Source organism: Rhodospirillales bacterium (assembly GCA_014323865.1).
In the GTDB taxonomy this organism is placed as follows: domain Bacteria; phylum Pseudomonadota; class Alphaproteobacteria; order SP197; family SP197; genus SP197.
The window spans coordinates 26,442-48,486 of record JACONG010000005.1 but is presented as its reverse complement, the minus strand read 5'-3'; the positions used below and the strand labels follow the sequence as shown (position 1 = coordinate 48,486).

Below are 22,045 nucleotides of genomic sequence, written 5' to 3'. Positions count from 1 at the left end.
CCGGCACGGCCAGAGGCTGGGCAAGGGGCAACCCTGCTGAGCCCATGGCCTCGGGTGCGGTGGCGCTCCGAACGCACGTCCCAGCCTTCACGCCATGCCCACAGCCGCTTGCCGAGTTTCCGCATGTCCATATCGGTTTCTTCCTTGAAAGAGTGGCGATCATTTCATGCCTTCTGATAACGCAACGTGTGAATGTGCGCCACGCCCTCCTGTGTCCGGTCGTGGCCTCCGCGACCGGACACGCTGGCCCGGGCCTCGCGGTCGCCGCCGGCACAAGCGCGATGGCCGCCGACCGGGTTGTGAACGCGCTGCCCGATGGCACCGCGATGGAACATGCCGGCAGGCTCGACGGTTCCGCGCCGATCGACACCCACGCCGGTGAGGGTGCGAACATCTGGCATCCGCAGGAGCCCAGCCGGGCCGGCCCTGCGCGCTTCCCGATTCGGAATGACGTGAACGGTCAGTCGAGATCGCTGGCGTCGTGGCGCTCGCGGATCAGGCCCTTGCCCTCGTCATCGTCGCCGCCGTCGCGGTTGACGCGGCGGCCGCGCTGCACGGCAGGGCGGGCGAGGATCTCCTCCTGCCAGCGCAGGACGTTCGTGTAGGACCGGCCCTCAAGGAACGTCGTGGCGTTCTCGTAGGACTCATCGGTCGTGATGGTGCCGTACCAGGGCGAGATCGCCATGTCGGCGATGGTGTAGTCGTCGCCCGCCATGAAGCGGTGGTCGGCGAGGTGCCGGTCCAGCACATCCATCTGGCGCTTGGCTTCCATCGCGAAGCGGTTGATCGCGTACTCGATCCTGACCGGCGCATAGGCAAAGAAGTGGCCGAAGCCGCCGCCGAGATAGGGCGCGCTGCCCATCTGCCAGAACAGCCAGTTCAGGCACTGGGTGCGCCCGGCATGGTCGTCGGGGAGGAAGGCGCCGAACCTGTCGGCGAGATAGAGCAGGATCGAACCGGATTCGAAAACGCGCGTCGCGGGATCGGTGCTGTGATCCATCAGCGCGGGAATCTTCGAGTTCGGGTTCACGTCGACAAAACCGCTGCCGAACTGGTCGCCGTCGCCGATGCCGATGTACCAGGCGTCGTATTCGGCGCCGCTGTGGCCGGCCGCCAGCAGCTCTTCGAGCATCACGGTCACCTTGATGCCGTTGGGCGTGCCCAGCGAATAAAGCTGCATCGGGTGTTTGCCGATCGGCAACGCCTTGTCGTGGGTCGGGCCCGCGATCGGGCGGTTGATGCTGGCGAAGCGCCCGCCGCTCGACTGGTCCCAGGTCCAGACCCTGGGCGGTACGTATTCGTTGGCGTCACTCATGATTTCTGTCCTTGCTGCACGGGAATCGCCGGGGGGCGGTCGCTGTCGGGATGGGGGCTCGCCGTTCGGTTTGAACCCACGGCGATCCGCTCCCGATGCCGTGGGCGCCGAACATGGCCTGCGCGCGCACCGGTCCGGGCGGTATGAGCGCCGCCACCACACGTTCGGCGCGTTCGGCCTTCTCCCGACGCATCCTACCCTTTGCGGAAGCTGTCGAGGGCAACGACATTGTCGGAGTCGGCGCACGGCGGCTCGCCGACTTCGGGTGCCTGCAGGCGAGCGGGCTGCCCGGGCCCGGCATCGCCATGATCGCCCGCGCCCGACTGCGGGAGGAACTGCAGGCCGAACTTCGCACTCGGGTCGACGAATGCGATGACCGACGAATAGGGGATGTAGAGCGCCTGGGGAGCCTGGTTGAAGCTGAGCCCGATCTGGAAGCCCTTTTCGTCGATCCTGAGGTCCCAGAACTGGTGCTGTATCACCACGGTGATCTCTTCGGGATACTTCGCCCTGAGTTCCTCGCCGATGCGCACACGGGGGTGGTCCGTGCGGAAAGTAATGTAGAAATGATGCTCGCCCGGGAGACCCTCGCGCTCGACCATCTTGAGCGCACGCACCATCACGCCGCGCAAGGCATCGTCGACCAGGACATCGTAATCCAGCATATCCGTCATCTGGCGTCCCGGGCTCCCTCAGGCCGAAAACGTGGAGGGCTTCTGTTGCCCGGTGCCCTCCGAACCGCGCTTATTGCCTAGGCAGCAACAGCGAACGCCTCATTATCGTTGGCGTTTGTCGTTTGACCCGATAACGGCGGTATCATACCGGGCGAAGACCAAGCCTTTACCACGCGCGTCGAACCTGGTTCGCCCCCCCAGATGGTGGAGGCGGCGGGTACTGCCCCCGCGTCCGCTACGCTTATTCCGCAAGGCGTTTATCGCCATAGTCCGGCGAACCGAACCCCTGATATATAGGTGAACTCGGGCGTTATCTCAACGTCGCCTGATATTCGGCCTTCATGCTCTGGCTAGTTCGGTGTTCATGCTGGCTAGTGAAGATGCTCTAATGTGCATGGAACCGCTGAAGAAAGCCCCCACAGCATGCCGTTGACCGAAGAGCAGGCCGCCGAAATCGCGGCCCAGCGCGCCGTCGAACAGTCCACCCGGCGCGCCGTTTCGCCCGTGCTTGAAGATATCCTCTACCAGCCCATGCCCGTGCTCGATCGCGGTTTCGTCCGCGTGATCGACTACATGGGCGACGATGCGGCTATTGTGCAGGCTGCGCGGGTCTCCTATGGGTGCGGCACGAAATCGGTCCGGAACGACGCCGGCCTGATCGGCTATCTGATGCGTCACCGGCACTCCACGCCGTTCGAGATGTGCGAGATCAAGTACCACGTGAAGCTGCCGGTCTTCGTCGCGCGCCAGTGGATCCGCCACCGTACCGCGAACGTGAACGAGTATTCGGCGCGCTATTCGATCCTCGATCGGGAGTTCTACATTCCCGCTCCCGATCAGCTTGCCGCGCAGTCGGTCAGCAACCGGCAGGGTCGCGGCGATGTGCTCCAGGGCGATGAGGCGCAGTGGGTGCTCGACACGCTCAGGCGCGACGCCGAACAGACCTACGGCCATTACGAAACCATGCTGAACGAGGGCGACGATGCCGATCCGGACCGTCAGGGGCTGGCCCGCGAACTGGCGCGCATGAACCTGCCACTCAACCTCTATACCCAGTGGTACTGGAAGATCGATCTCCACAATCTCTTCCACTTTCTTGCGCTGCGCATCGATCCCCATGCGCAGTACGAGATTCGGGTCTATGCCGAGGCGATGCTTGAGACCGTGAAAGCCTGGGTGCCGCTGGCCTACGAGGCCTTTGTCGAGAACCGGCTGGGTGGTGCCGTGCTGACGGCCGGTCAGCTGGCGGTTCTGCGGCGTCTGCTGAAGGGCGAAGCCGTCACACAAGAAACCAGTGGGCTCTCCAAGCGGGTCTGGGCCGAACTGCAAGCGACACTGGCGGAATGACCGACCTGCGGCGCTCCATGGCACTGGTCTTCCGGGCAGCGGGCGCCTCGGGCGAGAGGGCCGATGCGATGGCCGCCATGCTGCTCGAAGCCAACCGCGCCGGCCATGACAGCCATGGCATCCAGATGGTGCACTCCTTTCCGGAATGCCCCGCGAACCGCAGCCTCGACGTGACCGGTGAACCCTCGGTGACAGCCGACCTGAGAGGGGCCGTCATCCGGATCGACACCAACGATCAGTCCGATATCGAGCACGACCCGGTGCCCTGATCCCTGAGTGCCGCGCTATGGAGTGCCGCGTTACTGCGTTACTGAATGACGATCCTGGGCGCCTGACGCTGGTTGCCGGCAATGCTGTCGAGCACGGCCCGGGCGATCTGGCGGTAGGATTCCGAGAACGCGCCGTCGGGCTCGGCCGCGACGATCGGGTGGCCGCCGTCCGACGTTTCCCTGATCCGGATGTCGAGCGGGATTTCGCCCAGGAAGGGCACGCCGAGCTTCTCGGCCTCCTCGCGAGCACCGCCGTGGGCGAAGACCTCGGTCCGGTGGCCGCAGTTGGGGCAGACGAAGTAGCTCATGTTCTCGATGATGCCGAGGATCGGCACGTCGACCTTCCTGAACATATTGAGGCCCTTGCGCGCGTCGATCAGGGAGAGGTCCTGGGGTGTCGAGACGATCACCGCGCCGGCCAGCGGCGCACGCTGGGTCAGCGTGAGCTGAGCGTCACCGGTGCCCGGCGGCATGTCGATGATCATCACATCGACCTCGCCCCATTCCACCTTGCGCAGCATCTGCTCCAGGGCGCTCTGCACCATCGGACCGCGCCAGACCATGGGCTGGTCCTCGTCGATCAGCAGCCCGATCGACATGGCCTTGATGCCATAGGCCTGCTTTGGCCACAGCATGTTGCCGTCGGTCTCGGGCTTGCCCTCCAGCGCCAGCAGGCGCGGTGCGGAGGGGCCGTAGATGTCGGCATCGAGCAGCGCGACCTTCTGGCCGAGGCTGGCCAGCGCCAGCGCGAGGTTGGCCGACGTCGTCGACTTGCCCACACCGCCCTTGCCGCTGGCGACCGCCACGATGGCACCGACCCCGGGAATGCGGTCGACGCCGGGCTTTTCGCCCTGGTTTGCTGCGGGCTGTGGCGATGCGGCAGGCGCGTCCGATCCGACGGGTTTGTGAGCCGTCATCACGGCCGTCACAGAGAGCACGCCTGAGAGTGCCCTCACGGCGTCCTCCGCCTTCTGCCGGAGCGGTTCCATGACCTGACCCCGATCGGCGGGCACCTCCAGCGCAAAGCAGACGTTGCCGTCCTTCACGACGAGGCCCTTGACCATGTCGAGCGCCAGCACGGATTGGCCACTCGAAGGCTCGATCACCACATCGAGCGCATCCCGCACTTCATCCGCGGTGACCCTGGCCATCCGTTATCTCCTTGAGCGCGTAAGTCATGACGTTGCGGCCCATGGAAGCACCCGGGACCGCGTTGCGGGCACGCATAGGCTGTCATATAAGCCTTGATCTCTTGGCAGCAACCCATACTTAAGGCCCAAACGCGCTGAAACCGGCGTGCATCATGGCTTGAGCGAGGCAATAGACGATGCCCTGGAACAATCAAGGTGGCGGCTGGGGGCCCGGCGGCAACGACGGCGGACCCTGGGGACGTGGCCCCTCCGGCGGCGGCGGTGGCGGCGGACAGCCCCCTGATCTCGAAGACCTGATCCGCAAGATGCAGGACCGTGGCCGCCGGTTCGTTCCCGGCAGCTTCGGCGGCGGCAAAGGCATCGCGATCGCGGTACTCGTGCTTCTGGTCGTCTGGCTCGTCAGCGGTGTCTACCGCGTCGACACCAACCAGCAGGGCGTCGAACTGGTCTTCGGCAAGTGGGTTGCAACGACTGAAGAAGGTCTCAACTACAACTGGCCTGGGCCGATCGGTCAAGTCTACACGCCGGCCGTCACGGAGATTCAGCAGTTCACCGTCGGCAACACGGCGAACGAAAGCCTGATGCTCACCGGCGATGAGAACATCATCGATGTGAAGTTCGTCGTGAAGTGGAAAATCAAGGACGCCGGACAGTTCCTGTTCAACGTGACCGATCCGATCGAGACCACCAGGAACGTCAGCGAGAGCGCCATGCGTCAGGTGATTGGCCGAACCGCTCTGGCCACCGCACTCGCCGAAGGCCGCGCCCAGGTCGAACAGGAGACCTTGACCTTGATGCAGGAAATGCTCGATTCTTATGGTGGCAACGATGAAATGGGCCGGGGTGCCGGCGTGCTGATCACGCAGGTCGAGCTGCAGAGCGTGGACCCGCCTGCGGCGGTGATCGACGCGTTCCGCGACGTTCAGGCCGCGCGCGCCGATCAGGAGCGTTCGATCAACGAGGCCCAAGCCTATCAGAACCAGATCGTGCCGGTCGCCCGCGGTGAGTCGCAGCGCATGATCCAGGAGGCCGAAGCCTACAAGGAACAGGTCATCAATGATGCCGAGGGTGCTGCTGCGCGCTTCCTGTCGGTCTACAACGAGTACGTGTTGGCCAAGGATGTGACCGAGCGGCGCATCTATCTCGAAACGATGGAGACCGTTCTGCGCGACATGGAAAAGATCGTCATCGACAACGGTGCGTCGGACGGGCAGGGCGTCGTGCCCTATCTGCCGCTCGATCAGCTGCGCCGTTCGGCCGATCAGCAGTAAGAGGGGCCAACGATGAACATCAAGATTGTCCTCATTGCTGTGGTTTCCGCGATCGTTCTGATCGTCGGGTCAACCTGCGTCTTCACCGTCGCCCAGTACGAGCAGGCCCTGGTGCTTCGCTTCGGCAAGTGGGAACGCACCATCACCGAACCGGGCCTGAACTTCAAGCTGCCGACCTTCGTGGACGAGGTGATCTACTACGAGAACCGTGTGCTTCAGATCGACGGACAGCCCGAGCAGGTGACCGCGTCCGACCAGAAGCGTCTCGTCGTGGATGCCTTCGCCCTCTACAGGATCACCGATGCCCTGCGGTTCAAGAACGCTGCACAGAACGTTCAGAACTTCGAGCCGCTGATCCAGCAGGCCCTCACTGCCACGCTGCGTGAGAACATCGGACGTGTGCCGCTTGTCGATGTCGTCTCCGGTGAACGTCAGTCCCTGATGAGCCAGATCCGGGATGGCCTCGAGACCGCGAGCGCGCAGTTCGGTGTCGAGATCGTCGATGTCCGGATCAAGCGTACGGACCTTCCGACCGAGAACAGCGAGGCGATTTATCGCCGGATGCAGACCGAACGTGAGCGTGAAGCTGCGGAAATTCGCGCCGAGGGCGAGGAGCAGGCGCTGCGCATTCGCGCGGAGGCCGACCGTACCCGTACCGTCCTGATCTCCGAGGCGCGCCGGCAGTCCGAGATCCTGCGTGGTGAGGGCGATGGTGAGGCTGTCCGCATCTTTGCTCATGCATTCGGCCAGGATGTCGAGTTCTTCACCTTCTACCGGACCATGCAGGCCTACCGGGAGTCGCTGAACGCGAACGACACGACACTCGTCCTGTCGCCAGACAACGACTTTCTGCAGTACCTCAACACCTTCGAAGGGCTTCAGATTCCCGGTGTCGGGGTAAGCCAGTAATCCAGGCATAGGCCCCGGCCGGTAAGCGCGTGTCATGGATGTCTGGTTGATGGCGCCCGGTCTCGCATTGTTTATCGAAGGTGCGGCCTATGCTCTGTTTCCTCAGACGATGAAACGGTCCATGGTGCATGTGCTCGCGCAGCCGTCGTCGACGCTCCGGGTCGCTGGGCTCGGCTTGGCGCTGGTTGCTGTGCTGTTTGTATGGATGGTCCGTGGCTGAACCTGCGACGGATCGGCCACGAAGTTGGAACCCTTGAGAACGTAACGGACGATAACGCGATGACACGACGCTTCTTCGGTGTTTTCCTTGCCCTTCTTGTGCTTCCGGTCGCGTTGCTCTCCGCGCCGGTCGATGCACGTCAGGCCCCGGAGAGCTTCGCCGATCTGGCTGAAAAGCTGATGCCGGCCGTGGTCTCGATATCGACAGAGACCTATGTCGAGGACAGCCAGCAGCTTCCGGGCATTCCCAGGGGCACGCCGTTCGAGGAGTTCTTCCAGGAGTTCTTCGATCGCCACGGCTATGGGATTCCCCAAGATAGCCTGCCTGTCTCCCTGGGCTCGGGTTTCATCATCGGTTCCGAGGGTTACGTCGTCACCAACGTCCACGTCATCGAGGAGGCCGACCGAATCTTTGTCCGTCTCAATGACGCCGCCGAGTACGAAGCGACCGTTGTGGGAACCGACCCCAAGACAGACATCGCGCTGCTCAAGGTCGAGGCGGATGTGCCGCTGCCCTATGTCAGCTTCGGCGATTCCGATGCTGTGCGGATCGGCGACTGGGCGCTCGCGATCGGCAACCCGTTCGGTTTCGGCAACTCTGTGACTGCCGGTATCATCTCGGCGCGCCAGCGCGACATCAATTCCGGCCCCTATGACGAGTTCCTGCAGACCGATGCCCCGATCAACCGCGGCAACTCCGGCGGCCCGCTGTTCAGCATGGACGGCAACGTGATCGGCGTGAACACGGCGATCTATTCGCCCTCGGGTGGCTCGGTCGGCATCGGCTTCGCCGTGCCATCCAGCATCGTGGAACGTGTCGTCGATCAGCTTCTGGAGTTCGGCCGCACGAAGCGCGGCTGGCTCGGCGTCCGCATCCAGTCGATCACGCCCGATATCGCCGAGGCATTCGGCCTACCCAACTCCGAGGGCGCCCTGGTCGCCAGCCTGACGCCCGACGGCCCGGCCGAGAACGCCGGACTGGAGGCCGGCGACGTGATCACGAACTTCAACGGCACGCCGATCACCGAGATGCGCGAGCTGCCGCGGGCCGTTGCCGAGACTGACGTCGGCCGCGAGGTCGAGGTGATCGCCATTCGCAACGGCGAGGAAATGACCTTCTCGGTCGTGCTGGGAGAGCTCGAGGCGTTTGAAGAACAGCTCGTCTCGGGTCTCGGCAGCGAGGAAGACGACACGCGCAAGCCCGTCAGCAACGAAATGCTGGGTATGACAATCCGTCCGGTCACACCGGAAATCGCGCAGCAGCTGGGCCGCTCGCCCAACAAGCCTGGTCTCATTGTCACCGAAGTGCAATCCGGCAGTCCGGCGGCGCGTGCCGGTATCCAGCCGGGCGACATGGTGCTCGAGGTCGGCAAGGTGCAGGTCGAGACCGTTCAGCAGGTCAGCGACCTGATCGATGCGGCCCGTGAGCGTGATTCCCGATCCATCGTCATCCGCATCGATCGTGACGGAAATCCGCAGTTCCTCGCCATCCAGCTCGATGACGAGTAACAATCAGCGAGGCGGGTGTCGTTCCGGCCCAGTCCGGGATGACACCTGAGTCTTCAAGGATGCAGAGCGGTTCCAACTGAGTGCGATCCGCTCCAGACCTCGACGAACGTGTCGCGCCGGTATCCTTGGGCGTAGGGCAACGCCGTCAGGTCGTTGTGGCGGGTCACCGCGTCCGCCACCTCGGCGACGGCCGGCACCGGATGATAGCCCACGACCAGACCGGTTGCTTCGATCATCGCGATATCGTTGGCACCATTGCCGACGGCCAGCGTTTCTGCCGGTGAGAGTCGGTGCTCATGGGCCCAGCCTCGCATGAATGATCCGGCGTTTGGCGTCGCAGTCGAGGACGGGTTCTGTGAGGGTGCCGGTCAGAAGGCCGCCTCCGGGAGCGCTTCGGACGCGCCTTCGAGCAATCGCACCTGCTCGCGCGGGGATTGGCCGAACTCCAGCTCGCCCCGTATGGTGCGCGCCGTGATGTCGGCGATTGTGTCCCCGATTCCCGCGCGGGCAGCCAGAACGTCGATGCATTCGACGGCGATCAGTGCGGGACCCATGCCATTGCGCGACGGTAGGAGGTCGCCATGACAGTCACAAGCGGGCCCGTGATTCTGCTCGGCGGACCGACGGCTTCGGGCAAATCGGGCCTCGCCATGCGGCTTGCCAGGGCGGTGAGCGGCATTCTGATCAACGCCGACAGCATGCAGGTCTACGCCGATCTGCGTGTGCTGACCGCACGGCCGTCGCCCCAGGACGAGGCGGCCCTGCCGCATCGTCTCTACGGGGCGATTGATGCCGCCGAGCGCTGTTCGGTCGGTCTCTGGCACGGTCTTGCCCATGACGCGGCGGATCAGGCTGTGCAGGTGGGCAGGGTCCCGATCCTGGTCGGTGGCACCGGGCTCTATCTCGAAGCCTTTCGCAAGGGGCTGTCTCCCATCCCCGAAACGCCCCCTGACCTGCGCCAGAGACTGTCGGTACGCCTTGCCGCCGAGGGATCCGAGGTGCTCCACGCCGAGCTTGTGGCCTGTGATCCCGACCTGGCCGCCCAGCTGCCGCCCGGCGACAGTCAGCGGATCCAGCGTGCCCTCGAAGTCCTTGAGCTGACGGGGGTTCCGCTCTCGGAATGGCGGAAGCGGCCCCGGACCGGCGCCTGGCCTGGTCCTTTGCTCTATCTCGTGGTCGCGCCGGCGCGCGATGCGCTCTACCGATCTTGCGAGTCGCGGTTCGACGCCATGCTCGCCGCAGGCGCGCTCGATGAGGTCCGCCAGCTCACCGCACGAGGGCTTGATTCCTCGCTGCCGGCGATGCGGGCCTTGGGCGTGCCGCACCTGATGGCTCATCTCGACGGGCATCTCTCGCTTGAGGAGGCCGCGGAACGTGCAAAGACAGGTACACGGCGCTATGCCAAGCGGCAGTCGACCTGGTTTCGCCATCAGGCTGCCGAGGCCCTGCGGATCGAGGGTTTCGGCCATGACAAGGCGGCGGAATCGGCGGTTGAGAGCGCGGCGCAGTTTCTGTTGACCGCCCAGGGGACTCCGGCCTAGGTTCCAGCTTTCGCGAAGACGCGGAGTGCTTTGCGCTCCGTGCCTGTGTCACGCCTGAGGCAGGCGCTCGGTCGTCGCGGACAATCAGTTGAGATCAAACCCTATGCAGGTGGCCTCCAGGCCGGCTCCCTGCTGGAGGACGAAACTGTGGCGCAGGACCGTATGACCGGCTCCGAAATCCTCGTCAAAGCTCTGACCGATCAGGGCGTTGACGTCGTATTCGGGTATCCCGGCGGTGCGGTACTGCCGATCTACGACGCGATCTTCCAGCATAACCACCTGCGCCACATCCTGGTGCGCCAGGAAGGCGGCGCGGTGCATGCCGCTGAAGGCTACGCACGCTCGACCGGCAAGGTCGGCGTGGTGCTGGTGACATCGGGCCCCGGTGCGACCAACTGCGTGACCGGCCTGGCCGACGCGCTGATGGATTCGATTCCTGTGGTCTGCCTGACCGGCCAGGTGCCGACCCATCTGATCGGCAACGACGCCTTTCAGGAGGCCGACACGGTCGGCATCACCCGGCCGTGCACGAAGCACAACTACCTCGTGAAGCATGTCGACGATCTGGCCCGCGTGATCCACGAGGCCTTGCATGTCGCCCGCAGCGGCCGTCCGGGGCCCGTGGTGGTCGATCTGCCGAAGGATGTGATGACCTCGCTCGGCGACTATCTTCCGCCGGCGCAGGTGCAGCACCGCAGCTACAATCCGCAGGTCAAGGGCGACCTCGGCAAGATCGAGGAAGCGGTCGAACTCCTCGCCAACGCCAAGCGCCCGCTGATCTATGCCGGTGGCGGCGTGATCAACGCCGGTCCTTCGGCCTCGCAGCTGCTGACCAATCTGGTCGACACGACCGGTTATCCGACCACGCTGACGCTGATGGGATTGGGCGCGCTGTCGTCGTCGCACAAGAACTTCATCGGCATGGTCGGCATGCATGGGTCGCGCGAAGCGAACATGTGCATGCACGACTGTGATGTCATGCTGTGCGTCGGCGCCCGGTTCGACGACCGTGTGACCGGCCGGGTCAATGCCTTCTCGCCGGACTCGAAGAAGATCCACATCGACATTGATGCCTCGTCAATCAACAAGAACATTCCGGTCGACGTGCCGATCATCGGCGACTGCGCCTATGTGCTCGAGGACCTCAGCAAGATCTGGAAGTCGCGTCAGGCCAAACCCGACGGCAAGGCGCTGGCGGCCTGGTGGGATCAGATCGACGCCTGGCGCAAGCCCAAGTCGTTCACCTACAAGCCCGCCGACGGCGTCATCAAGCCGCAGCAGGCACTGGAACGCCTGAATGCGCGTCTGCAGGACAGGGACGACGCGTTCGTGACCACCGAGGTCGGTCAGCACCAGATGTGGGCCGCCCAGTTCATCGGTTTCGAGAAGCCGAACCGCTGGATGACCTCCGGTGGTCTGGGCACCATGGGTTACGGCCTGCCGGCCGCCATGGGCGTGCAGATCGCCCATCCCGATGCGCTGGTCATCGACGTCGCCGGTGAGGCCTCGATCCTGATGAACATTCAGGAGATGTCGACGCTGGCGCAGTACCGCCTGCCGGTGAAGGTGTTCATCCTCAACAACCAGTGGATGGGCATGGTGCGCCAGTGGCAAGAGTTCTTCTTCAGCGGGCGCTACTCGGAAAGCTACATGGATTCGCTGCCCGATTTCGTGAAGCTCGCCGAGTCCTTCGGTGCCGTTGGCCTGCGCGCCAGCAATCCCGACGAACTGGATGATGTCATCGACGAGATGATCGCCACACCCAGGGCGGTCATCGCTGACATCTGTGTCGATCCCAACGAGAACGTCTACCCGATGATTCCCGCGGGCGCGGCGCATAATCAGATCATGATGAGCCCTGACGACGGGGTGGAACTCGACGCGGCGCACAAGGATGAGGGCATGGTCCTGATATAGGCCGGGACCCGCCGCTTCACCCTTTGCCCATCCGGCCGCGTTCAGGCCACCTCATCCCGGAACAGATCCGTGAAACCCAACGACACACGTAAAGCCACCATTGCTGTGTTGGTCGACAACGAGCCGGGCGTGCTTGCCCGCGTCGTCGGCCTGTTTTCCGGACGCGGCTACAACATCGATTCCCTGACGGTCAGCGAGGTCGATGAGGCTGCGCATCTCTCGCGTATCACCATCGTCACCAGCGGCACCGAGATGATTATCGAACAGATCAAGGCGCAGCTTCAGCGTCTGGTCCCGGTTCATCGCGTCAGTGATCTCACCGCCGAGGGCGCCCATGTCGAGCGAGAGCTCGCCCTTGTGAAGGTTGCCAGCAGCGGTGAGAAACGCGTCGAGGCGCTGCGCATCGCCGATATATTCCGGGCGCGTGCGGTCGACAGCACGATCAACTCCTTCGTCTTCGAGATCACCGGCTCGATCGAGAAGATTTCCGCCTTTGTCGATCTGATGCGCCCGCTGGGCCTGGTCGACGTGTCACGAACCGGCGTGGTCGCGATCTCGCGCGGCCCCGACGCCATCTAACTCTCAGGAAGCGGGGACTCGAACCATGCGCGTCTATTACGATCGCGACGCCGATCTCAACCTCATCAAGTCCAAGAACGTCGCCGTCATCGGCTACGGCAGCCAGGGCCATGCCCACGCGCTCAACATGCGCGACAGCGGCGTAACCAACGTCGCCATCGGCCTGCGTCCGGGTTCGTCGAGCGCGCCCAAGGCCGAAGGTGAGGGGCTCAAGGTCATGACGCCCGCCGAGGCTGCCGCCTGGGCCGACTTTGTCATGGTCGTCACGCCCGATGAAGGCCAGCGCAAACTCTACAACGAGGACCTTGGCCCGAACCTGAAGGAAGGTGCCACGCTCGCCTTCGCCCACGGCCTCAACATCCACTTCAACCTGATCGAGGCGCGCCCCGACCTCAACGTCATCATGGTCGCGCCCAAGGGCCCCGGCCACACGGTGCGCAGCGAGTTCGCACGCGGTGCGGGCGTGCCCTGCCTGCTCGCGATCGACCAGGATCCCAGCGGCCAGTCACACGAGATTGGCCTTTCCTACGCCTGCGCCATCGGAGGTGGCCGTGCCGGCGTTATCGAGACGACCTTCCGCGAGGAGTGCGAGACCGACCTCTTCGGCGAGCAGGTCGTGCTCTGCGGTGGCCTGACCTCGCTCATCATGGCGGGTTACGAGACCCTGGTCGAAGCCGGCTACGCGCCGGAGATGGCCTACTTCGAGACCCTTCACGAGGTGAAGCTGATCGTCGACCTGATCTACGAGGGCGGCATCGCCAACATGTGCTACTCGATCTCCAACACGGCCGAGTACGGCGGCTACACCCGCGGTCCCCGCGTTGTCGGCGACGAGGCCAAGGCCGAGATGAAGAAGATTCTGGAGGAGATTCAGTCCGGCAAGTTCGCCCGCGACTGGATGCTCGAAAACGAGGTCGGCCAGACCAGCTTCAAGGCGACGCGTCGCCGCGCCGCAGAGCATCCGATCGAAGAGGTCGGCGAGCGTTTGCGTGGCATGATGCCGTGGATTGCGCAGAACCGGCTGGTCGACAAGGCCAGGAACTGACGTTTCAAAACGGAACGGTGCCTTGGTTGCGCCGCTTTCACGTCCTATTTTGACTCCGACATGCCCGAATCGGGTGTGCCGGCTCTTTTCCGGTCGTGGGCCTTGCGCATTCATGGTATGACGTCTCAGGCTCAGGCCTCGGAAAAAGCTTGTAAAACACGGAGTTGCTCGTCCGATTGAGTGGATGGGTGTGGCCTTCGCGTAAAGCGTGTCCGGCGCTGCGGCCGTGGTGCGCATATTTGAGATTCGGCGGGATCGTTCTGATCCCGGTTTGGGGAGAGAGTCAGAACCACCATGCTGTCCCGTTTCTTCTCATCCGACATGGCGATCGACTTGGGCACTGCGAACACCCTGGTCTACGTGCAGGCGCGCGGGATCGTGCTGAACGAACCCTCGGTGGTCGCCATCGACAACCGCCGGGGCAAGACACAGGTGCTGGCGGTCGGCGAGGAAGCCAAGCAGATGGTCGGCCGCACGCCGGGCCACATCGAAGCCATTCGACCGCTGCGTGACGGCGTGATCGCGGACTTCGACATCGCCGAAGAGATGATCAAGCACTTCATCCGCAAGGTGCACAACCGTTCGAGCTTTGCCCGGCCCGAAGTCATCGTCTGTGTGCCGTCCGGTTCGACAGCGGTCGAGCGGCGCGCGATCGAGGATGCCGCGCTTCATGCCGGTGCCCGCAAGGTGGGTCTGATCGAAGAACCCATGGCGGCGGCGATCGGTGCCAGCCTGCCGGTGACCGAGCCGACGGGCTCGATGGTCGTCGACATCGGTGGCGGCACCACCGAGGTCGCGGTGCTGTCGCTCGGCGGCATCGTCTACTCCCGATCGATCCGCGTCGGCGGTGACAAGATGGATGAGGCAATCATTCGCTACATCCGCAACACCTACAACCTGCTGATCGGCGAAAGCTCGGCCGAACGCATCAAGAAGTCCGTCGGCTCCGCCAGTTCGCCCGAAGACGGCGAGGGGCCGACGTTGGAGATCAAGGGACGCGATCTGATGAACGGCGTGCCCAAGGAGCTTGTCATCAGTCAGCGCCAGATCGCCGAGAGCCTCGCCGAGCCGGTCGGCCAGATCATCGAGGCAGTCAAGACCGCGCTTGAGCAGACACCGCCGGAGCTGGCCGCCGACATTGTCGACAAGGGTATCGTCCTCACCGGCGGCGGTGCCCTGCTGGGCAACCTCGACAACGTGTTGCGCAACGCCACGGGCCTGCCGGTCTCGATCGGCGACGAACCCCTCAGCTGTGTGGCGTTGGGCACCGGACGTGTGCTTGAGGATCGCAAGACCCTGAAGCACATTCTCTACAGCCAATCCGACTAACGATCGCGAAGGAGGGGCGCGGGTGGCTGACGGACGATGCTGAAGACCGCTCTCTCGCTCGGCGGCGTGATCCAGCGCTTTGCCTTCCCGCTTTTCGTCGGCATCGCGATCGGTTTGATGGTGCTGAGCCGGATCGATCATCCTGCGGTCAGCATGCTCCGCACCCAAGCCGTCGACGTCTTGGCACCGGTGATCGAGATCGTCTCGAAACCGATGGCTACGGTCGACTCCGTGGTCGCCCGGGTTGACCACTTCTTCGAGGTTTATGACGAGAACGCCCGGCTGCGCGCCGAAAACGAACGCCTGCTCCACTGGCAGGCGGTCGCGCGTCAGCTTGAGGCCGAAAACGACCAATACCGCGACCTCCTGTCGGTCGTCGCCGAGCCGCGTGACGCTTTCGTCACAGCTCGAATCATCGGCATGTCGAGCGGCACCTTCGTGCGGACCGCCCTGATCAACGCCGGTTCGGTCGCCGGTCTTGATGTCGGCCAGGCCGTGGTCACGTCACACGGCATGCTGGGGCGCATCGTCGAGGTCGGCACACGCAGCGCCCGCGTGCTGCTGCTGACCGACCTCAACAGCCGCGTCCCGGTCGTGCTGGGATCCAACCGCTCGCCGGCCATCGCCGCCGGTGACAACTCCGACACGCTCTCGCTCATGTTCGTGGCCGATGGCGCCGACATCATGATCGGCGACCGCTTGATGACCTCGGGCGAGGGCGGCATGCTGCCGCCGGGTCTCGCGGTCGGGGTGGTCACGGCGAACGAGGATGGCGTCTGGCATGTCACGCCTTTCGTTGATGCCGCACGGATCGAGCATGTTCGTGTGCTCGACTACGCTCTGCCCGGTCTGCTGCCGTCGACGCGGGAGGCCGGGGCGACGGGACAGCTATGGTAATGGACGGCTGGATTCGCAAGCTGCGTCAGGGCGTCGTGGCGCTGGCACCGCCATTCACCGGGATTCTTCTGGTTCTGGCAACAGCCACACCGCTTTATTTCGGTCACATCGGTGAGGTCGTCCCCCAGCTTGGCGTCGTGGCCGTGTTCTTCTGGACGATCTACCGACCCGATCTCATGACCTACGGTGCGGCCTTCGCCATCGGTCTTGTGACTGATGTTGTCACGGGGACGCCGCTGGGCATGACGTCGCTCGTGCTGATTGTGGTCCGGCGCATCGTTCTGGCGCAGCGCCGCTTCTTCATAGGCAAGCCGTTTCACGTCTTGTGGTCCGGCTTTGCGCTCGTTATGCTGCCTGCGGCGCTGCTCGGATGGCTGATCGCCTCGATCTACCTCTTTCAAGGTCTCGATATCCTGCGGGTGCTCGTGCAGGCGCTGATGACCGTGGTGCTCTTCCCGCCGACGGCGTGGCTCCTGACACGCTGCCAGATCCTTCTGCCCATGCCACGCCTGCCTGCGATCGGACGAAGCTGACATGCGCCAGGATATCGACCAGCGCAAGCAGTTCACACGCCGCGCGCTCATGCTCGCCGGAGGCCAGCTTGTGCTGGTCTCGGGCCTTGCGGCCAATCTCTACTACCTGCAGGTCGTCAAGGCGCCGGAGTACCAGATCCAGTCCGACGACAACCGGATCAACCTGCGTCTTCTGCCGCCTCTGCGCGGTCTGATCGTCGATCGCTTCGGCCAGGGGCTGGCGATCAACCGACAGACCTATCAGCTCGTTCTGGTGTCTGAGCAGACCGATAGCGTCGAAGACACGCTCGAACGCATAGGTCAGCTGATCGATCTCGACGATCACGAGATACGGTGGGTCCTGAAGGAAACCGCGCAGCGCAGCGCGTTCGTGCCGGTGACCGTGCGTGAAGATATCTCCTGGAGTGAGGTCGCCAAGATTGAGGTGAACCTTCCGGAACTCCCCGGTGTTCTGATCGAATCGCGCCAGAGCCGATTCTATCCCTATGGTGAGCTGGCGACGCATGTGACGGGATATGTCAGCGCTGTTTCGGAAACGGAACTCGACGGGGATCCGCTGCTCGAACTACCCGGGTTCCGCACCGGAAAGAACGGCGTGGAGAAGGTCTTTGAGCAGAGTCTGCGCGGTTCGGCCGGGACACAGAACGTCGAGGTCAACGCCTACGGCCGCGTCATCCGCGAGATCTCCAGTGTCGAGGGCGTGTCGGGTTCCGAGTTGCGCCTGACGATCGACGTGGGCCTGCAGGCATTTGCCGCGAGACAGATGCAGGATCAGGCCGGTTCGGTCGTGGTCATGGATCTGCTCAACGGCGACATCTTGGCGCTGGTTTCGTCACCGGGCTTCGATCCCAACGCGTTCAACTACGGCCTCAGCAGCGAGGCATGGCAGGCCCTGCTGAACGATCCCAGGACGCCGCTCGTCAACAAGGCGATCGCCGGCCAGTACCCGCCGGGTTCGACCTTCAAGATGGTCGTCGCGCTGGCGGCGCTGGAGGAGGGCATCGTCACGCCCGGGGACGAGGTCTGGTGCCCGGGGCACTACACGCTCGGCAACCACCGGTTCCACTGCTGGCGGAGCTGGGGCCACGGCGACATGAACATGGTCCAGGCACTCAAGCACTCCTGCGACGTCTACTTCTACGAGATTGCCAGGCAACTCGGCATCGACAAGACCGCCGCCATGGCCGAACGGTTCGGCTTCGGTGCCGTGACCGATGTCGAGCTCATCGGTGAACGGCCCGGTCTCGTTCCGACGCGCGGCTGGAAGGAGGCGGTCTACGGTGAACCCTGGTTGGGCGGCGAGACGCTCAACACCGGCATCGGCCAGGGCTACATGCTGAGCACGCCGCTGCAGCTCGCGGTCATGACGGCGCGGCTGGGGAACGGCCAGGTGAAGGTAACGCCGCGCCTTGCGCGCCTGCCCGATGCGCCCGATGTGCCGGCCTTCGAACCTCTGGGGGTTGTGCCCGAACATCTCGAGGTGATCCGGCAGGGCATGTTCGAGGTCGTGAACAACCCAGACGGCGGCACGGCCTATCGCGCGCGGATCAAGGACGAGGGCATGAAGATGGCCGGCAAGACCGGCACTGCCCAGGTCCGGCGCATCACGGCGGTCGAACGCGAGGCTGGCCTCGACGACGAGGAGGTGCCTTGGCACCACCGCGACCACGCGCTCTTCGTCGCCTATGCCCCGCTCCATGCGCCGCGCTACGCCTGCGCCGTCATCATCGACCACGGCGGCGGCGGCTCGACCGCGGCCGCGCCGGTTGCGCGCGACGTGATGCGCGAGGCGCAGCGGCGCGAGTCGGTCCGCTGGCCGCTCGGCGGCGACGGCGTCGACCCGCTCCGGGAGGTCTGATCGTGGTCGCCTGGGGAGAACGCTTCGGGCCCGAAGGTCTCACCATGGGCCAGAAGCTCGGCGGCATGAGCTGGGGCCTGGTGGCCTTGCTCATGCTCACCGCGGCACTTGGCTGCGCCATGCTCTATTCCGCGGCCGGCGGTGACGTCAGGCCTTGGGCCATGGCCCAGATGATCCGCTTCTGTATGGGCCTTACGCTCATGTTGGCGATCGCCATGGTCGATATCCGTCAGCTTCACCGCTTCGCCTATCCGATCTATAGCCTTGCGCTGCTGTTGCTGGTGGCGGTCGAGCTCAAGGGTACGATCGGCATGGGCGCTCAGCGCTGGATTGAGATCAACCTTCCGGGGCTCCGGTTCCAGCTTCAGCCGTCGGAGATCATGAAGATCGCGCTGGTGCTTGTGCTCGCCCGCTACTTCCACGGTCTGGCGCCTGAGCAGGCGCGCAAGTGGACCAGTCTTCTGTTGCCGCTGATTTTGATCGCCATGCCGACCGCACTTGTCCTGCGTCAGCCCGACCTCGGTACAGCCGTCATGATCGTCGCCGGCGGCGTGGTGCTGATGTTCCTTGCGGGTATCGCGATTCGCTGGTTCGTCGGAGGCCTCATCGTCGCCCTGGGGTCGTTGCCCGTCATCTGGAACACGCTCCATTCCTACCAGCAGGAACGAGTGCTGACCTTCCTCGAACCCTCACGCGATCCGTTGGGCGCGGGTTATCACATCACCCAGTCCAAGATCGCCTTGGGGTCGGGTGGATTGTTTGGCAAGGGTTTCCTCGAAGGCACCCAGAGCCACCTCAACTTCCTGCCCGAGAAGCAGACCGACTTCATCTTCACCATGCTCGCTGAGGAACTCGGGATGGTCGGTGCCCTCCTCCTGATTGCACTTTATCTGCTGATCATCTCCTATGGCTTTGGCGTCGCTCTGCGCAGCAGCAGTCAGTTCGGCAGGCTTCTCTCGCTTGGCGTGATCGTCACCTTTTTCCTCTACGTCTTCATCAACATCGCCATGGTGACGGGGCTGATTCCTGTGGTCGGTGTCCCGCTGCCGCTGATCTCCTATGGCGGCACGGCTATGCTCACTCTGATGGTCGGCTTCGGCATGCTCGCCAGCGCCCATGTCCACCGCGACATTCCGATTCCGCGCCGGCCCGGCGGAGGGCCGTTCTGACAGGCGCTTTGGTGTCCTCCCGATGAGTTTATCATGCCGAACAACACAAGCAGGGGGCAGACATGATCGAGATCAGCAACGAAGCGCGACGCATTCCATGACTCCCTGATCGTCATCGACACGCATGTCGACACAGTTGTGCGCTGGCTCGACCTCGACGAGGACCTCAGCGCCGTCACCGGCAACGGTTACATGGACCTGCCGCTGATGAGGCGGGGAACCTGACGGCCACGTTCTTCCCCTGCTGTGTCGGATTCCACCATGCCACCCATGCCGTCGGCCGTGTTGGTCGCGTAGGGGAAGTGATAGGCGCCGATCTTCACCGTTTGCTGGGCCTGTGCGCTCTGCAGCAAGAACGCGGTTGAAATGATTGCAACGGTAAACCCACTCAAGAGGGCTCGTATGAACAGGGCCTCCGTGCTGTTGTCGATCTGTATTGTGACTCCGCGAGCGAAGCCTGTCAGCCCGCATGATGGCCATGCGCAAAACCCGACCCGTGGAGGCCTCGACAGCCCTTGTCCGCTCTGCTATACGCTGCATTCTTGCGTGGGCGCATAGCTCAGTTGGTAGAGCAGCTGACTCTTAATCAGCGGGTCCAAGGTTCGAGTCCTTGTGCGCCCACCATGTTTTCCCAATGAAGACATAAAGCTGTGACGATCGCGGAGCGTCAGCGATGACACTGCCTGGACCGTGTCGGCGGCCCAGACGGTGAGCGGCCTCCCAGCTACGCCCGGTCTCGTGCTCTCTACCAGCATTTCTACATGGCGCGGACATAACAGGACGACAGTCCTAGTCTGTTTGTTCAATGAGTGAGACAGTTCATCAAGACTTCATTCACCGGTTGGTTGGAGCCACGAGATTCCGGGCGATGAGTCGGTCGTGTTCATTGATGTCTATGCGCCGCACAGCGGTGGTCTCGGGAACAATGTGACGTATTACGAGGGATGGCTGACATCGCTTGACGATGTCGTTTCATGGCTGGCCCGGACGATGACAGCGCCACGTCACCTCGCTATCTCCGAAGTATGGCCACGATGCTTCGCAGTCTCGCTGTTGCTCTCGCCGCCGTCATTCTCTCGACATCGCATGCCTCCGACGACGCGATTGTCCTGACCGACGACACGACGTAGTAAAGCTCGGTCGTGACCTCCCAAGTCACCGCGCCCTCGCAGTGTCAGATGGCGTATATCTGTGTGCCGTCCTCGGCGGTCATGACACATTTGCCCTTGCCGGTCATCGCGCCGGTCGCACCGTCGTTATGGATGCTGGAGGTGCACATCAGGTTGGCCGTATCGAACGGACCGCTGCCGTTGTCGAGAAAGAGATCGCCGTCGTGGTCGAGAGGTTCCGGAAGCTGTCGGGTCCCATTGCGACCCCTCAGGTCCTCGGAGTCGATCGCCGCGAATGCGGCATGGGCACCGCTGTCCAGGCTGAAGCCGGGGGCGGAGCGAACGCAAGAGCGATGGCAAGGGCACCCGAGAAAACGGCGGTTTTGGTAGCGGCGCGGATCATGGTCGTATCCTGTTGAACTTGGTTGGGGGCACCTTGTAGGCGTTGCGCTAACGACTTTCGAGCCATAAGAAAAGCACGTCAGGTCGCCAGCTTGGCACGCTCTTCCAGTGCGGCCGCAGGCGGTCATCTCCGTTAGCGCATCCCTTGCGGCCGCCACGAGACGGCGTATGACGTGTTCGTCCATGCGGCCGATGCAGCCCACCCGGAAGCTCTCCACCACCGTCAGCTTACCCGAATAGATGATGAACCCCTTGGCCTTCAGGAGGTTGTAGCTGATGCGTCTGTAGTCGAGTTCGACGGCGCCGAAGACGCCCATGCTGTCGACAAGCAGCTTGCGCCCCGTGGCATGTGTGGTCTCCGCAATCTCCTCGATCGGGTTCAGGATCCCCGAACTGGTCTCGCAATGAACGGCAACGACATGGCTGGTCGTGGGACCGGCCGCGAGTGCCGCGGCGACCTCTTCGCCTCGCGGCGGCAGGTAGTCGCCCTTGTCGATCAGCGTTTAGGCGGGCCCGAAACAGTCCATTGTCTGCGCAATCCGCAGGCCGTAGGTGCCGTTGGCCAAGACGAGCACCTTGCCGTCGTGTGGCACGAATGACGCCAGCACAGCCTCGACCATGAAGCTGCCGCTGCCCTGCATCGGAACGCAGTCGAGCACGCCGTCGGCACCGCCGGCGAGATCGACGAGCATCTCGCAGACCGCACGTGTGACCGCGCGGAAGTCACCATCCCAAGAGCCCCAGTCCTTCAGCATGGCTTCCTTGACCGCACGACTGGTGGTCAGAGGGATGGGTGTCAGGAGGTACGGCTCGCCCATGAAGGGATCGTCGAAGACATCCGGGGCGTGGGACATGGCGGGCTCCAGTCAACGAAATTGGTCTAGACGAACACACCCTCAGAAGGTCGTTCGCACGTCTCGGGGGCGTGACAGCCTTGCGTTCGGCTGGGAATCGTGCGGCCATTGTAAGGGGACTCGCTTGGTCGTAGGACTTGGATCGCCA

General features: G+C 63.8%; 21 protein-coding genes, 1 tRNA gene, 1 other RNA gene and 1 pseudogene. 16 read left to right on the top strand and 8 right to left on the bottom strand.

From position 1 onward, the window contains the following. Positions 1 to 164 precede the first annotated feature (164 nt). The 4 genes from GDA49_02130 to ssrA all read right to left on the bottom strand — a co-directional run bounded on the left by GDA49_02130 (position 165) and on the right by ssrA (position 2,312). Positions 165 to 401 (bottom strand): hypothetical protein, encoded by a 237-nt coding sequence (locus GDA49_02130; protein ID MBC6439216.1) that lies wholly within the window; start codon positions 399 to 401, stop codon positions 165 to 167. Positions 402 to 460: 59 nt separating this feature from the next. Further along, positions 461 to 1,315: a glutathione-dependent disulfide-bond oxidoreductase gene (gene yghU / locus GDA49_02125; protein MBC6439215.1), complete on the bottom strand. Its 855-nt coding sequence runs from the start codon at positions 1,313 to 1,315 to the stop codon at positions 461 to 463. A gap of 194 nt (positions 1,316 to 1,509) precedes the next feature. Further along, positions 1,510 to 1,989 (bottom strand): hypothetical protein, encoded by a 480-nt coding sequence (locus GDA49_02120; GenBank protein ID MBC6439214.1) that lies wholly within the window; start codon positions 1,987 to 1,989, stop codon positions 1,510 to 1,512. Between the two features lie 30 nt (positions 1,990 to 2,019). Further along, positions 2,020 to 2,312, bottom strand: a transfer-messenger RNA (tmRNA) gene (gene ssrA, locus GDA49_02115). Positions 2,313 to 2,412: 100 nt separating this feature from the next. Here ssrA and GDA49_02110 point away from each other — a divergent pair. Both GDA49_02110 and GDA49_02105 read left to right on the top strand, forming a co-directional pair. Beyond that, positions 2,413 to 3,336, top strand: a complete 924-nt coding sequence (locus GDA49_02110; protein MBC6439213.1) for an FAD-dependent thymidylate synthase — start codon at positions 2,413 to 2,415, stop codon at positions 3,334 to 3,336. Further along, positions 3,333 to 3,605 (top strand): Ldh family oxidoreductase, encoded by a 273-nt coding sequence (locus GDA49_02105; protein MBC6439212.1) that lies wholly within the window; start codon positions 3,333 to 3,335, stop codon positions 3,603 to 3,605. The genes GDA49_02110 and GDA49_02105 overlap by 4 nt, the downstream gene beginning before the upstream one ends. Positions 3,606 to 3,643: 38 nt before the next feature. Here the strand turns inward: GDA49_02105 and GDA49_02100 are convergent, their stop codons facing one another. Next, entirely contained in the window at positions 3,644 to 4,756 is a 1,113-nt protein-coding gene (locus GDA49_02100) for an Mrp/NBP35 family ATP-binding protein (protein ID MBC6439211.1), read from the bottom strand. A 176-nt stretch (positions 4,757 to 4,932) separates the two neighbouring features. Here GDA49_02100 and hflK point away from each other — a divergent pair, with 176 nt between their 5' ends. From hflK to GDA49_02080, 4 genes are read left to right on the top strand one after another with little or no spacing between them, the layout of a single operon-like run. After that, positions 4,933 to 6,027, top strand: a complete 1,095-nt coding sequence (gene hflK, locus GDA49_02095; protein MBC6439210.1) for an FtsH protease activity modulator HflK — start codon at positions 4,933 to 4,935, stop codon at positions 6,025 to 6,027. Between the two features lie 12 nt (positions 6,028 to 6,039). Then, complete coding sequence (hflC, locus tag GDA49_02090; GenBank protein ID MBC6439209.1) at positions 6,040 to 6,936, top strand: protease modulator HflC; 897 nt, start codon at positions 6,040 to 6,042, stop codon at positions 6,934 to 6,936. A gap of 34 nt (positions 6,937 to 6,970) precedes the next feature. Beyond that, positions 6,971 to 7,156, top strand: a complete 186-nt coding sequence (locus GDA49_02085) for a DUF2065 domain-containing protein (protein ID MBC6439208.1) — start codon at positions 6,971 to 6,973, stop codon at positions 7,154 to 7,156. A 59-nt stretch (positions 7,157 to 7,215) separates the two neighbouring features. Next, a complete protein-coding gene (locus tag GDA49_02080) occupies positions 7,216 to 8,664 on the top strand; it encodes a DegQ family serine endoprotease (GenBank protein ID MBC6439207.1) in 1,449 nt (482 codons plus the stop codon). A 53-nt stretch (positions 8,665 to 8,717) separates the two neighbouring features. Here the strand turns inward: GDA49_02080 and GDA49_02075 are convergent, their stop codons facing one another. Together GDA49_02075 and GDA49_02070 are read right to left on the bottom strand one after the other, a co-directional pair. Continuing rightward, positions 8,718 to 8,978, bottom strand: coding sequence for an HAD hydrolase family protein (locus GDA49_02075; protein MBC6439206.1), 261 nt, complete (start codon positions 8,976 to 8,978; stop codon positions 8,718 to 8,720). Between the two features lie 54 nt (positions 8,979 to 9,032). Further along, a complete protein-coding gene (locus GDA49_02070; GenBank protein MBC6439205.1) occupies positions 9,033 to 9,218 on the bottom strand; it encodes a hypothetical protein in 186 nt (61 codons plus the stop codon). A gap of 27 nt (positions 9,219 to 9,245) precedes the next feature. Here GDA49_02070 and miaA point away from each other — a divergent pair, with 27 nt between their 5' ends. From miaA to GDA49_02020, 10 genes are all read left to right on the top strand, one after another. After that, the gene (gene miaA, locus GDA49_02065) at positions 9,246 to 10,205 is read left to right on the top strand and encodes a tRNA (adenosine(37)-N6)-dimethylallyltransferase MiaA (protein MBC6439204.1); all 960 of its coding nucleotides are present in this window, start codon (positions 9,246 to 9,248) and stop codon (positions 10,203 to 10,205) included. A gap of 147 nt (positions 10,206 to 10,352) precedes the next feature. Further along, on the top strand, positions 10,353 to 12,122 hold the full coding sequence (locus GDA49_02060; protein ID MBC6439203.1) for an acetolactate synthase 3 large subunit: 1,770 nt from the start codon (positions 10,353 to 10,355) through the stop codon (positions 12,120 to 12,122). A 69-nt stretch (positions 12,123 to 12,191) separates the two neighbouring features. Further along, on the top strand, positions 12,192 to 12,701 hold the full coding sequence (gene ilvN / locus GDA49_02055; protein ID MBC6439202.1) for an acetolactate synthase small subunit: 510 nt from the start codon (positions 12,192 to 12,194) through the stop codon (positions 12,699 to 12,701). A gap of 25 nt (positions 12,702 to 12,726) precedes the next feature. Beyond that, entirely contained in the window at positions 12,727 to 13,746 is a 1,020-nt protein-coding gene (gene ilvC / locus GDA49_02050; GenBank protein MBC6439201.1) for a ketol-acid reductoisomerase, read from the top strand. Between the two features lie 294 nt (positions 13,747 to 14,040). Further along, positions 14,041 to 15,075, top strand: coding sequence for a rod shape-determining protein (locus GDA49_02045; GenBank protein MBC6439200.1), 1,035 nt, complete (start codon positions 14,041 to 14,043; stop codon positions 15,073 to 15,075). Positions 15,076 to 15,111: 36 nt separating this feature from the next. Then, positions 15,112 to 15,972, top strand: a complete 861-nt coding sequence (gene mreC / locus GDA49_02040; protein MBC6439199.1) for a rod shape-determining protein MreC — start codon at positions 15,112 to 15,114, stop codon at positions 15,970 to 15,972. After that, the gene (gene mreD, locus GDA49_02035) at positions 15,972 to 16,505 is read left to right on the top strand and encodes a rod shape-determining protein MreD (protein MBC6439198.1); all 534 of its coding nucleotides are present in this window, start codon (positions 15,972 to 15,974) and stop codon (positions 16,503 to 16,505) included. Before mreC ends, mreD begins: the two co-directional genes overlap by 1 nt. 1 nt (position 16,506) lies before the next feature. Beyond that, the gene (mrdA, locus tag GDA49_02030; protein MBC6439197.1) at positions 16,507 to 18,363 is read left to right on the top strand and encodes a penicillin-binding protein 2; all 1,857 of its coding nucleotides are present in this window, start codon (positions 16,507 to 16,509) and stop codon (positions 18,361 to 18,363) included. A gap of 44 nt (positions 18,364 to 18,407) precedes the next feature. Beyond that, the gene (gene rodA / locus GDA49_02025) at positions 18,408 to 19,532 is read left to right on the top strand and encodes a rod shape-determining protein RodA (protein ID MBC6439196.1); all 1,125 of its coding nucleotides are present in this window, start codon (positions 18,408 to 18,410) and stop codon (positions 19,530 to 19,532) included. Positions 19,533 to 20,080: 548 nt separating this feature from the next. Further along, positions 20,081 to 20,156 (top strand) — tRNA-Lys (locus tag GDA49_02020). Positions 20,157 to 21,122: 966 nt separating this feature from the next. On the opposite strand, the pseudogene GDA49_02015 reads toward GDA49_02020, so the two are convergent. Beyond that, positions 21,123 to 21,897, bottom strand: a pseudogene (locus GDA49_02015) (aminotransferase class V-fold PLP-dependent enzyme). Positions 21,898 to 22,045 lie beyond the last annotated feature (148 nt).